General features: G+C 59.4%; 9 protein-coding genes. 3 read left to right on the top strand and 6 right to left on the bottom strand.

Annotated elements, in window-relative coordinates; all coding sequences use genetic code 11:
• Positions 1-22: 22 nt before the first annotated feature.
• On the top strand, positions 23-2,461 hold the full coding sequence (locus tag ATE64_RS06765; RefSeq protein ID WP_231729331.1) for a S8 family peptidase: 2,439 nt from the start codon (positions 23-25) through the stop codon (positions 2,459-2,461).
• 52 nt (positions 2,462-2,513) lie between these two features.
• Here the strand turns inward: ATE64_RS06765 and ATE64_RS06760 are convergent.
• Both ATE64_RS06760 and ATE64_RS06750 read right to left on the bottom strand, forming a co-directional pair.
• A protein-coding gene (locus ATE64_RS06760) for an IS3 family transposase (protein WP_104959270.1) occupies positions 2,514-3,661 on the bottom strand; the annotation gives its coding sequence in 2 pieces (ribosomal slippage) (positions 2,514-3,403 and positions 3,403-3,661; 1,149 coding nt in all).
• A 242-nt stretch (positions 3,662-3,903) separates the two neighbouring features.
• Entirely contained in the window at positions 3,904-4,170 is a 267-nt protein-coding gene (locus ATE64_RS06750) for a DUF3892 domain-containing protein (protein WP_058453971.1), read from the bottom strand.
• 1,043 nt (positions 4,171-5,213) lie between these two features.
• On the opposite strand from ATE64_RS06750, the gene ATE64_RS06745 reads away from it, so the two are divergent.
• Both ATE64_RS06745 and ATE64_RS06740 read left to right on the top strand, forming a co-directional pair.
• The gene (locus ATE64_RS06745) at positions 5,214-5,822 is read left to right on the top strand and encodes an outer membrane beta-barrel protein (protein ID WP_058453970.1); all 609 of its coding nucleotides are present in this window, start codon (positions 5,214-5,216) and stop codon (positions 5,820-5,822) included.
• A gap of 191 nt (positions 5,823-6,013) precedes the next feature.
• Positions 6,014-6,652, top strand: coding sequence for a hypothetical protein (locus ATE64_RS06740; protein ID WP_156416539.1), 639 nt, complete (start codon positions 6,014-6,016; stop codon positions 6,650-6,652).
• 556 nt (positions 6,653-7,208) lie between these two features.
• On the opposite strand, the gene ATE64_RS22180 is transcribed toward ATE64_RS06740, so the two are convergent.
• The 4 genes from ATE64_RS22180 to ATE64_RS06725 form a co-directional block, all read right to left on the bottom strand.
• Positions 7,209-8,183 (bottom strand): PEPxxWA-CTERM sorting domain-containing protein, encoded by a 975-nt coding sequence (locus ATE64_RS22180; RefSeq protein ID WP_082657618.1) that lies wholly within the window; start codon positions 8,181-8,183, stop codon positions 7,209-7,211.
• A 23-nt stretch (positions 8,184-8,206) separates the two neighbouring features.
• The gene (locus ATE64_RS22325; protein WP_156416538.1) at positions 8,207-8,815 is read right to left on the bottom strand and encodes a PEPxxWA-CTERM sorting domain-containing protein; all 609 of its coding nucleotides are present in this window, start codon (positions 8,813-8,815) and stop codon (positions 8,207-8,209) included.
• Between the two features lie 140 nt (positions 8,816-8,955).
• On the bottom strand, positions 8,956-10,068 hold the full coding sequence (locus ATE64_RS06730; RefSeq protein ID WP_058453968.1) for a helix-turn-helix transcriptional regulator: 1,113 nt from the start codon (positions 10,066-10,068) through the stop codon (positions 8,956-8,958).
• Positions 10,069-10,684: 616 nt separating this feature from the next.
• On the bottom strand, positions 10,685-12,391 hold the full coding sequence (locus ATE64_RS06725) for a hypothetical protein (protein WP_058453967.1): 1,707 nt from the start codon (positions 12,389-12,391) through the stop codon (positions 10,685-10,687).
• Positions 12,392-12,537 lie beyond the last annotated feature (146 nt).

Raw genomic sequence — 12,537 nt, 5'->3', positions numbered from 1 at the left:
CGCAATTGGCCAGCCAAGGCCTGTGCCGCAGCCCGATGCATTTTCGGGCGCTCGCCAGACGGCACGCATTGGCCCCAAGTTCCAGCGTCTGTCCGATATCTTGGCTCGCGGGGGTAGCGCGCTCGAGCTTCGCGCCGACGCTACCGCGCTCGCGCCCGAACGCTTGTTGGTCTTTGAGGTCCGCGGCGCGATCGGACCTTTCGCGAACGCTGTGCGCTCGATCGCGGGGCTCGAACTGATCGACGAGGAGGAAATGCAGGGCGACGACGACGACAAAGCTCCCGTCGCTTATCTCATGGTTCCCGATCTCGCGGCGCTCCGGAATATCGAATCGCTCTGGCGCCGCTGGCAGGCGGGAAGGCTTGAGCGTGGCGAGACTCCTTGGGCGAATGTCTTTGAACGCCTTCGCGATCTCCGGCCTTGGGGCCCTGCCGATCGCGTCAACGACCATGAAGCGGGCGTACTGGCGCTTGAGGTCGAGGGGCGCCCCGACAACGATCCCGTACGCCTCGAGATCGAGCTAGTGTTTCGAAGCAATCAGCCAGCCGCCGACGAGAATGCAGCTAATGTGATCGCCGCTATCGCTGCGCGCGGGGGTAAGCTGATATCAAGCGCGCGTATCCCGGACATCGCCTATCATTCGCTCCTCGCTGATCTCCCAGTCTGGGCAGTGCAGCAGATCATTCAGCGCGCCGAGGAAGGCATCGCCGGACTGGAGTCTGTGATGTATATTCGGCCGCAGGCGGTCGCAACGTCGCTCGACGTAGATGATCCGCAAGACGGTGATGCGCCAGAGGCGGCGCCCGCGCTTCTCGGCGCGCCTATCCTCGCGTTATTCGACGGCGTACCCGTCGCCAATCACCGCCTGCTCGCAAACCATATCCGCATCGACGATCCGTTCGATCTCGTGCCTGGCGCGCTCGTCGCAAATCGCACGCATGGCACCGCGATGGCATCGCTCATCGTGCACGGTGACCGCAACCGGCACGAGATGCCGCTGCCGAGGCAGATCCATGTACTACCGGTAATGGGGAACTGCGACGCCTTTCCGGACGACCGCCTAGTGATCGACCTTATCTATCTGGCAGTTCTGCGGCTCCGCGAAACTATGCCCGACGTCCTGATCGTCAATCTATCGCTTGGCAACGCCCACCGCCCGTTTCATGGCCAATTGTCGGCTTGGGCGCGCCTGATCGACCGGCTCTCGCATCGTTTCGGACTTCTCTTTATCGTCAGCGCGGGCAACCAGACTGCTCCCTTCGGCGTCAGCGCCTTCCCAACGAGCATCGCGTTCGAGGGGGCGAATGCGCTCGAACGCGCTGCAGCGACGAAGGTCGCAATCAACAATATCGCTGGCAACCGTCGGCTTCTGTCGCCCGCGGAGACACTGAACGGCGTTACAGTCGGCGCATGCAACGAAGATGCCGTGACGGCGGAGGAGAGGGGGCTCGCGCGTATGCTGATCGACCCTTATCCTGAGTACCGCACCTCAAACCCTTCGAGTGCACTCGGGCCTGGCTTCGCCAATGCCGTGAAGCCTGATATCCTGATGCCCGGCGCGCGCGAGCATCTACAGGTGGTTCGAACACACGATCATATCGACGTCCGGCCAAATCGTCCGACCCGGCACGCCGGCCTCAGGGTCGCCGCGCCGCCGGCAAACGGTCGCGAGAACATCGATGGCTACACGAGCGGCACGAGCGCCGCTGCAGCGCTGGCGTCGCGCACCTGTCACCGCATCCACGATGCGCTCGAGGCCGAATATGGTGACGAGTTCCTCGGCCTACCTCCCATCAGCCGGGCCGTAATCCTGAAGGCGCTTCTCGTCCATCCGGCCGAGTGGCCCGTCGACATCGCCAGCCTGATCAAGCAGACGATTGGCCCGGCAGGACAGGGACAAGCGAGCCGCCAGAAAGACAGCATTCGTCGCTTTCTAGGATTCGGCTACGTGGAAGCTGATGACGCCGTTGCGTGCGCCGCCGACCGCGCGACCTTCTTCGCTACAGGGCAGCTTCTCCGCGACAGAACAGTGACCGTCGAGGTGCCCGTGCCGCTCGCTATGGGCGGGCGGGCGCGGCCGCACAGCTTGTCGGCAACTCTCGCCTGGTTCTCTCCCGTCTCACCGGGACGGAAAAGCTATCGCAGCTGCCGGCTCAAGATACTGGAGCCGGAAGCGCAAGGGTTTGCAATAAGGGCGCATGCGAGCCAGCCCGATGGGAACCAGACAAACCGCGGCACAATCTTCACACGCTCTTGGAGCGGTGACCGCGCGCCCGCTGTCACACCGCAGATGACGATTCCGCTGCATGTGCAACGCGATCCCGATCAAGCGGCAGTGATCGACGAACCCGTCGTGTTCGGACTGGCGGTCACGATGACCATGCCGGGCGTTGTCGAAATATACGATCAGGTCCGCGCGATTGTACGGCCTCAGCTTAGGGCGGCCGCAGGCCCGGCCTAATTGCTACCGCTTTGGCCTGCTGCCGGTTTGATGGACACCGAGATAGGTTCATTCAGGCTACCCCAGCTTCACGTTCGAAGTCGATAGGACTGAGGTAACCCAGGGTCGAGTGACGCCGGGTCGGGTTGTAGAAGCATTCGATATAATCGAACACGTCGGCCTTCGCCTGCGCCCTCGTGCGGTAGACCTTCTTCCCGATCCGCTCGGTCTTGAGCGAGGAGAAGAAGCTCTCCATGGCGGCATTATCCCATACATTGCCGGACCGGCTCATCGAGCAGGTGACCCCATTATCGGCCATGAGCCGCTGGAACTGCTCGCTGGTATATTGGCTTCCCTGATCCGAGTGATGCAGCAGCGCGTCGGGCTTGCCGCGCCGCCAGATCGCCATGATCAGCGCGTCGGTGACGAGCTGTGCCGTCATGTTGACGCTCATCGACCATCCGACCACCCGGCGCGAGAACAGGTCGATCACCGCGGCGACATAGAGCCATCCCTCGGCTGTCCAGATATAGGTGAAGTCGGCCACCCACTTCTGGTTCGGCCTGTCGGCCGTGAACTGGCGATCGAGCACGTTGCCGGCGATGACCGAGCGATCGCCATGATCCTTGGGAAGCCCGCGTCGCCGCGGCCTGGCTCGCAGACCCTGTGCCCGCATGAGCCGTTCGATCCGGTGCAGGCCGCAGGATATCCCGTCGGCCAGCAGGTCGTGCCAGACACGGCGCGCACCATAGGTGCGATAGCTTCCTACATGGCTGGCGCGGACCTTCGCACCGATCACCTCGTCGTCGCGGGCACGCTGCGACGGCGGGCGGATCAGCCAGGCATGGAAGCCGCTTCGCGAGACACCGAGCGCCCCGCACATCCATGCCACCGGCCAGATCCCTCGGTGCTTCGCGATGAACTGGAACTTCATATCGAGTCCCTCGCGAAGTAGGCGGCGGCTTTTTTTAGGATGTCGCGCTCCGCCTTCAGCTTGGCCAGCTCGCGCCGCAGGCGATCGATCTCCATCTGCTCCGGCTTCATCTGACCGTGACCGGGAAAGGCATGACCCGGATCGGCGGCAAGCTCCCGAACCCATTTACGCAGCACGTTCGCATGCACATCCAGATCGCGCGATGCCTGGGCGATCGTCACCCCGCGTTCGCGGATCATCCTCACCGCCTCAAGCTTGAACTCGCGGCTGAACTTCCTTCTTTGCATTGTGGACCTCCGATAGGTGGAAACACCCTATCTCGGTGTCCACCAAACCGGCAGCAGGCCACTTGGCTCAGGCTTACGAGGGTCGAGCCACTTCGCTATGGCAGGGCTGGGGGTGTCTAAGTAGCTCGTCGCTTCACTTTCTAGCATCGCAATCAGATTGAGGTCTTTGTTCCTCACTACGAGATTTGAAAGCGCGAGTGCAGTGCCCCCCATCGTCAGTGGGAACGATGAGGGGCGTCGGTTCAGACGCGCGGCAGGTTGAGCAAATTGTTCGGCGGGAAGCCATCGCCCTCCGTTGTAAGATAATAGCGGCCCGATTGCGTATGCCGCCCAACCATGACCCATACGCTGCGCGCTTGGGCAAGTACCCAGAACCTGTGCTCGCCAGACTGGATCCAGCCAATCACTCTGTCGATGGGGAAGAGGGTGCCGTTGATCTGCACTGCATCGATCCTCCGATCGGTATCGTTGCCGTCCGGCCGGATGGCGGTAATCTGGTAATCGCTCATAATAGTCCATTCCTAATGGACCGGCAGGGCTTGACGCTGCGCGCGACGGGTCGCAAACCCGGCGACGGAACGCTGCCTGACGGTGCGTTTCAATCAAAGCATGTCCGGTGCCGCTGACCTGCCAGGGATAACGGCGCCGGACATGCGTTACTGTCACCACATAAATCGCGAATCGATCAAGAGTGGCGCGTGTAAAAATACTGAAATAAAAATCTTGACTCGTCGCGCGGGTCGGAATCGCGCAAATGTCTGGTTTTCTGATTTAAATTCAGCATTCTATTTGTGACAGGCCCAGCTCGCGGCAAAGAATCGCGGTAAATGCTGAGGTTAGGCTGACTATGTTTGAACGGGTGCCGGATCAATTGCGCCAACTGATATCGTTTCGACCAGTTTATCGGTGCGTGGTAACGGCGCTGCGTCGGATAGTTCCTTTAGTGATCTTCGCCGACTCGGAATCTCGGCGGCTTCGTTCGCTCGGATTTTCCTTCAAAAGTGCAATACCGTTACTTCGCCGAGTGGGTGCGGTTATCCAGGTGAGGCCATCGTCGGCTATCCCCGGACTGATACCCGATAGCCGCCTGACCGCAACCGGCCAGATCCAGCGGGTGATTTCCAGTCGACAGAATTTTTGGCGCACAGTCTTCTTGGGCGTGCGGGGCTGAATGGCAGCTTTGCAGAGCCGCAGTGTCGCCTCCACTGATGCTTCAGGGGTTCGCTATGCGATTGTAATGAAAGGACGACTTGCAGGTGTGGCCCGCGAGGCATCGCCATTTGGCAAGAAAATGGGGAATCTTACGATTGACCGGCTGGGCCGGTCGCTCCGTGGCCGCCCGGGGTAATTTCATTCTGGTTTCAATTCTTGTCGCTCTGATTTTTGCATCCGACTACGCTCGCTGCTAAGCGCCGGGAAACATTCACCGTTTCGTTGCCCGTTTGCAACACTTGAGTGAATTTTCAGTAATTCTCCTGATCGCGGTTGACTTATCTGAAAGATAAAGTCTTTACGCGCTTCGTCTCAAAAGAGCGACAATGGAGAAATAATAGTGAAAAATTTTCTTGGTCTGGTTTTGGCGGCGTCATTCATCGCGGTTCCTGCCCATGCTCAGGATAGCGAAAGGCTTGATGGATTTAAGCTGGGCGCTGTTGTTGGGTACGATAGCGTCACAATAGGTTTCGCGGGCGAAGATGGCTCGAAAGGGGGCCTCAACTACGGCGTCACCGCGGGCTACGACTTTGACCTCGGCGGCGTCATTCTCGGTCTCGAAGGCGAGTTTTCCGATTCGACCACCAAGGAAACAGTGACCGATATCGATGTTGTCGGCGACGAAGCATCGCTTGCTGCGGGTCGCGATCTCTATGTCGGCGCTCGCCTGGGCGTGCCGGTCAGCGAGAATGTGCTGCTTTACGCTAAGGGTGGCTACACCAATGCTCGCGTGAAGCTCCGCTACAACGACGGCGTGGATACCTTCTCTGCCGGTGACAATCTCGGAGGCTTCCGCATTGGCGCTGGCGCCGAGTATGTTTCGGGTCCGATCTTCGGCCGCCTTGAATATCGCTACTCGGACTATGGCGACTACAAGTACGACGGTTTCAATACGGGCATCAGCACCAAGCGGAACCAGGTCGTCCTCTCGGGCGGCTACCGCTTCTGATTCAATCGCCAGCAACTGCGATCTTTGCGGGCGGGGGTGTCTCTGTCCCCTTTTTTTGGGCAAGACGGATTTTCTTTTCGTAGAGCGACGCAAATATCTGATCCATTATGGCAATATTGGGCTGCTCAATATTGTCGATCAGCCGCACATCCAATTATAGGTGCGGTTCTATTTGGGGGAGTGGGTCTATCATGAATATCTATATGCTTGCCGCGTCTGCGGTGGCTCTTGCCTGCGCGCCAGTCGCCTATGCTCAGGATGTGGGAGCTGCGCCGTCCGCTGTTATTGCCGAGATGCCGAAAACCAATGCCGTCCTTCGGGCAGGAACCCCGGTTGTCCTCCGCTTGATGGAGGAGATCACGACCAAGAAGAAGGCCGCTCGCGTGGGCCAGCGCTTCATGTTGGAAGTCGCAGAGCCGGTTGTCGTCAACAACATCACCGTCATTCCATCGGGAACGCCCGCTTGGGGCGAGATCACCAATGTCCGCAACAAGGGCATGTGGGGCAAGTCGGGCAAGCTCGATGCGCGCGTGCTCTATCTGCGCATCAACGGTCGCCAGATCAGGCTCACCGGCACGTTCGACGATAAGGGGGTCACCGGCACCGCAGGTGTCGTGGGCGCGGTCGTGCTTGTTCCCATAGCGGGCTTCTTCATGACCGGAACGAGCGCAGTCTTGCCCAAGGGAGGTACGGTCGGCGGCTTCATCGACGAGGATGTCGAGTTGTCGTTCGCAAACGTTAGCCCCGCACCGCTGGACGTTCCCGTCGCAGCGCCACCAATGACCGTCCCAGTCGCAGCGCCGGCAACAAGCGCGCCTAGCGGCGGATAAGGGATTCCGCGATCATCGGGGGGGAGCGGGAATCAACTCGCTGCCCCTTTCGGGTCTTTCCCGTAGTTTCAGGTTGACTTGTCGCGACCCAGCTAGAAGATCGCCACCTCACTCAAACATAGCATGACGCCTGCGGCCGTGCATACCTCGCCGCTCAATTTGTGGCTGTCATAGATGGCAAACGACACGGGACTCAGCCTCGAAAAGCCACGCTCGAATGTCCGAGGCGGATGCGCTAAGCGTGCTGGCGCGCGACCGCAGGTCGACATTGCCCATTCGCGCCGCGCGTTCGTTGAGGGGCCGCAGCTTATCTAACGATTACCGCAGCCGGAGGAACTTTCGCCTCCAATTTGACGTTGATCAATGTCTCGGAAGCGGCGTCCGGTAAAGTGTCTCGGCGCAATGGATCATGCGACCATGCCATTGTGCCTCAACCTTCCCAACTGCCCCCGTCGCGTTGGCGGGGGCAGTTTGTGAAAAAGCGGGCCCCGCCTCGCGGAGTCGCTCCCGCGAGACGAGGTTAAAATTCAAACGCATAGGCGGCGCAGATGTTGCCTCATACCTCGCGGGGGCAGGCGTAGCCAACAACGTCCTTGGGCCGCCTGCGATAGCGCATCGCGCCGCCGATCACGCTGAGCCCGAGGAGCATGGTCGCCCACGTGGCTGGCTCAGGGACGGCGGCAGCCAAAGTATATTCTCCGCCGGCACCGCGGACCAGCGCGCCTCCGTCGTCGGCGGTGAGCGTGTATGCTGGATCGATGGTGATCGAATTGAGCTTGACTGTGTTAAAGAAATCCGTCCGACCGTTGGTGAATGACGAAACATAAGCGATCACGCTGAAATCCCGACCAGTTTCGATGTCGACGTTGATGTTCATCAGGTAATTATTGAAATCGATGGGCGACCTGCATGAAAGTCCAGCGCATGCAGAGGCAAAACTGCCAGGAATTATGAAAGGCAGGTTTTCGTCGATATATGCCGGATGATCGGGAAGCAGGTTCAGCGTCGTTTGCCCATTCGTCGTTTTGACCACAAACACGCCGTCAGGCCGTAATTCGGTCGACAGCGATTTGCCATAATAGGCGACGAGAAATATCGCCAAATTTTGGGGTGTTACGGTGTCCGGAAAATACTCTTCCGGACCAGGCACAAAACTTCCACCGACGCTAAACTGATAGCTCGCTTGCGCGGTGCTACCCGGTCCCGTCAGCACCTGATTGACTGCGTAGAATGATTGCGCAGCAGCGTAGGCATAGGTCCCAGCCCCGCCGGGTGGCATTGAAAGGTCAGAAAGTATCTCAATCTTGTTTTGCCAGGCGGACGTTTGCGAACGAGCCGACATCTCAAATCCCGGAGATCCGGCTTGAGCAGAGACCGTATCGTTTCCGGACGTATAACTCGCGTCATACGCGTCCTGTGTCCCGGTGATAGCGAAGCCGCCAATGACTTCGGCGGCACGTGCCCCATCTGCGGGTGAGAGCAAAAGGGAAGAGCTGGCTAACACGATAGTTAGGAACGAACGCACCGTCATGAGACGAACCTCCTTCAAATCTGCTAAGCGTAATATACTCGGATCGTGGTCTGCCGACGCTGAGCACGCAGGGCGCCCCCGATGAGTCCGAAGCCGAGCAGCATCATCCCCCAAGCTTCGGGTTCTGGCACAGCCGAAACGTCTCCGATCTGCAACGTAAGCGTGTCGGATGACGCTCCTTGGCCCCAGCTCCACACGTAATTGCCAGCAGCCAATCCAAGCGAGCTAAGGGTCGAACTTTCGAACGTGGCGGTAGAAGTGCCTAAAGACGCGCCCGAAATATAGCCTAGGGGAGCGCGAAGATTGGTGCCTAGAACGCCAATTTGAGCGCCAGTTGTAGTGGTAGTACCGGCGAAATTCCCGCTCCCAAAATTGCCAGGCGGCAGGATCCCGGAAAACAACTGAGTAGCCTCGAGGTTGCCAAGTATTATGCTACTACCAGAAGCGTAGACGAATGACGTGTTTGGCGCGATGAGACTTGACGGAGTCAGCGCGGTAAGATTCAGGCTTCCACTACCCGTAAACACGACATTGCCGCCAATTTCGCTCGCCTGGATAAAGTATGCGGCGTTTGCAGTCGTTGAAAACCAGCAAGCAGCCGCAAACAATGCGATGCGCGCTCCCGTCTCCATGTGAACCCCCATTTTTTAGCAGGTTAGATGGCGGAAGCTTAGCCGACGCTCATTTATCACGTCCTCCCTCAAACAGGGGACATGAAGTGCCAACCGATGGGAGATGCGCCGAACTGGCACAAAGGCGTGCGGCGCTTGGGCTAACCGAGCTTCATGACGATGGATATAAGCTCGGCCTGCCGAGAAATTTCCAGCTTCCCGAAAATCGCCTTCAGATGATGTCGAATGGTATGTTCGGTGATACCGAGCGCCTTGGCAGCCCGACCGGTCGATTGCCCGGTGCCGATTAAAGCGGCGACCTCTGCCTCGCGAACAGTGAAGTCGAATATCGCCGTCAGCTTTTCCACGCTCAATGACGCTGGCTTGTCCAGATCGGTCACCGTGACGAGCACCGCGGGTCGGAAGACGTCGAAGACATCGTTGCCCGGCGCAATCGGTACTGCGTGCAGTACAATACCCCGCGGCGCCGCAGCGCTGGATAGCCTCACAGGCATAGGGGGCTTTGTCAGTCGATCTTCACCGAGCGCAGCCCGAAAGAAGCTCTCAAGCGAACGTCGGTGGCGTGAGCTTGACGCTGCCAGCACGCCGTTGTGCGTGTCGAGGATGCCCTTGGATCGTATGACCGACTCAAAGCCGACAGAGCATTCGATGATCTTGCCAGATCGGCTCAGCAGCGCAAACGGACGATCTGAATGCAGAGCCTCAAGCCGCACAAGTTCATTAGAGAGCTTTCCCTGTGATAACACCCGACCGGCGCGCATGTAATTCACGAGATGCGGAATAATTCGTTCGTGGGCGTCGTGGTGCCATCCCTCTGGCGGACCATGTGCTTCTGAGAAGTAAGAACCAAAGTAGATTTCGTGCCCTTCGGCCTGAAACAGCTTGGTCCCTTTGACATATCGATGCGGCGTGTGCCGCAGCCAGTCCATAAACTCGGCCATGTGGGGATCGCCCTCGACCAACAGCGTACGATCGTCGATGATCGCGCCGACCGCTGCCCGGCGCGCCCTGCCTACGCGAGGATTGATATGAAAGATGCGCTCCTCGTACAGAGCCACAGTATCGTCATCCAGCGGGAACGTGCAGTTCATGACTGCCTCGCCCGTATTGAGATCAGCAAGCTCCATAGCCGACGATGCCGAGCCCATGACGTCGCTCATTACCTGAAGCGCCGGCATCCATAACTTGGGGTCCAGCGTCGCGTCGGCGAAGCCTTGAATAATGCGGCCTGCATCGGCTTCGGTCAAAGTCATTGATCGCCCCATTCGACCAACCTTCCGGCATGAAAATTATGCTCTCGTCCCAAAGCTATCATCTGCGGTTGAGCCAGCAACCATATAAATTTCTCTTCCGGTGCGACGTGGCGCCAAGACCTCGGCAAAAGCGGTCGCTTCGGAATGATAAAGTTGGGTTGCAAGAGTCCGAGCCAAAGATCCAGTCAATAGCTCCATATCTGCAATCAATCCCGTGTCGCGAACTCTGGCCCGTGTCGCGAACCCTGGTACGCCTTATTCTTGAACCCACCAGAATGAGGCTGCTTTGACACCATTTACGGACTCTGGCCGAACCTTTGGGGGGGCAAACGCTTAGGAAATGACCCTCCGGCTGCCTATCGCCGAAGAAACCACGGCCGAAGCAGAGATTGCGGCGACATTGCGCTTTCCGGCGACCGATCCATCGTAGCGCTCGGCGAAGGTGAATGTCCGCTCCCGAAGTTTCCAGCCCGAGACCTGCCAGTCTGAAATCGGCCAGGAGCGCCAGCCTATTCCGGGTGAAGTTCCGCAATCGCCGCACGAATCCAGTTCGAAAACCCGCGCGCGCCGGACGCACATTTCGTCCGGCTTTTGGGCGAGGCCTAACCCTTCGCGATCAGAGGCACTTGCCATTCTGATTATAGGTCGCCCGGTCCGCTTCTGATGCCAGGCGCAGATCCATGCCCTCGACGCGCGGACCGGGGTCCATGAGGAAGTCCGCACGATCGTCGAAACGAAGTGTCGCGAGATACAGCGTCGGATCGCCCTCGAACTGGATGAAGGCGGTTGCGGTGGGGTCGGTGTCGGCGGTCGGCTTGAAATTGCCGAAGCAGCTCTTCTTTCGCTCCGCGAGATGCTTCACCGCGACCGGATATTTCTGAAAGCCGGGCGGGTCTTCGCTGACCACGACGCCCTGAATGAACCCGACAGGCGCTTGCATGTGTACATCGCGAGGTGCAAAATCGTCACTGAGCGCGAAGAGCCGCGATTCCGGCGTCGGCTGGGCCCAGCTGCCGGCCATTCGAGTGAGCCGCTTGACCTTCGCCTGCAAGGGTATATCCCGTTTCGGCCTGTGGCTCGCAGGCGCCAGATCGTAGCGCGTCTTCCAGACCGGCACGAGCAGGCTGGTGCAGCCGAGCGTGCTGGCGTCATATCGTTCGAAGACGCCGCCTCGCTCGAGCTCGTTGTACAGTATCAGCTGGGCATCGGCCTCGCTCAGTCGATAGGGACCCTTCTGAAGGGCAGATAGCAGCGCGCGGCAACTCTTGTTGACCGCCTCCTGCCGGCTGATCTGCTCTCCTGCCGCATTCGCGAGGCTCAATTCTTCAAGCTTCTGCGGGACGCCTTGCTGATCGAGCGCCGTCGAAAGATAGGTCGGCGCGATTCCTCCCGACCGCGTTGCGAGGCGGATGCGGTCGGCCCAGCGCGACACCGGAACCGCCGATGCGTCGGGCCATTTGCGGCCCTGCGCATCGGTACGCAGTTCGCCGGTGAGCAACGATTGTCTGGTCGCCAGCCACAGCTTGACATCGATCTTGGAGGCGGCGCCGCCCGCGACGGGAAAGGCTACCCGGTAGGTAACGGCCTTCACGCCCGCATCATGGTCGAACTTCAGAACAGTATCGAGGTTGCTGGTTTCCTGGTCCGACAGCGTTGCTTCGTAAGTCGACTGGATGCGGGCGGCAACTGCCGCAAAGGCCGGCTCTCCGACGGCGGTCACCAGGCTGCCGGGGCCGCCCATCTTCGAGGCGAGCTCGACACCTTCCTTGATGACGCCCAGGCTTTCCAGCTTGCGGTTATTGACCAGCGCGACCTTGATCTGCGTCGACACCTCCGTGTTCGAGGCGTCCAGCGCGAAGGTGGGCGAGGCGGCGATCGCACTGCCGCCGAGGATACTGGCCGAGAGGGTCGTCTTGCCGCTATTGTCACGGGTGATGTCGAAAACCGGCTTCTCATACACAAGGACATTTTCGTCGGCGATCTTCGCATAGACGGCGACCGTGACGAGGGCGGTGAAGCGGTCCTTGACGCCGAAGAAGTTCGCAAGGGCCTTTCCGAAGCTCTTGTCGAGATCCATGCTCGTGCCGCCACTTACGGACATCAGCACCTGTCCGTAATAGTTGGAAATATCCTGAAAGGCGGTCCTTTCCGTTTGGCTGTAGGACTCGTAACAGCGGTCCACCTTGAGCGGCCCGAGCTTGACCTCCGGCTCCGGGCTGCTGTTCGCTGGGCAGGCCTGCCCCTCCGCAGCCATCGCCGCGCACGGCATGAACAGGGCCGCGGCGGCGCCTGCACACCAAAATCCAAGCCGAGCGAGTTGCATGATCAATCCCCCACCGTTCGCATTTGGTAGAACTATATTATTCAATCGAGGCTGCGCAAACAGGAATCATGTCCGATCGCGAAGGCGTGTGTGGGATCTCGTCCGTCCGCCTGAACATCACGAAAGAGAATGATCCAATTTGACTT

The organism is Sphingopyxis sp. H073 (genome assembly GCF_001468395.1).
In the GTDB taxonomy this organism is placed as follows: domain Bacteria; phylum Pseudomonadota; class Alphaproteobacteria; order Sphingomonadales; family Sphingomonadaceae; genus Sphingopyxis.
Note: the sequence above shows the minus strand (reverse complement) of the source record. Positions and strands in the feature narration are given on the sequence as shown.

Bases quoted from the DNA above. Each gene is read 5' to 3' on its own strand.
- ATE64_RS06750 (WP_058453971.1), bottom strand. From the start codon at position 4,170: ATGAGCGATTACCAGATTACCGCCATCCGGCCGGACGGCAACGATACC.
- ATE64_RS06740 (WP_156416539.1), top strand. From the start codon at position 6,014: ATGAATATCTATATGCTTGCCGCGTCTGCGGTGGCTCTTGCCTGCGCG.
- ATE64_RS22180 (WP_082657618.1), bottom strand. From the start codon at position 8,183: ATGACGGTGCGTTCGTTCCTAACTATCGTGTTAGCCAGCTCTTCCCTT.
- ATE64_RS22325 (WP_156416538.1), bottom strand. From the start codon at position 8,815: ATGGAGACGGGAGCGCGCATCGCATTGTTTGCGGCTGCTTGCTGGTTT.
- ATE64_RS06730 (WP_058453968.1), bottom strand. From the start codon at position 10,068: ATGACTTTGACCGAAGCCGATGCAGGCCGCATTATTCAAGGCTTCGCC.
- ATE64_RS06725 (WP_058453967.1), bottom strand. From the start codon at position 12,391: ATGCAACTCGCTCGGCTTGGATTTTGGTGTGCAGGCGCCGCCGCGGCC.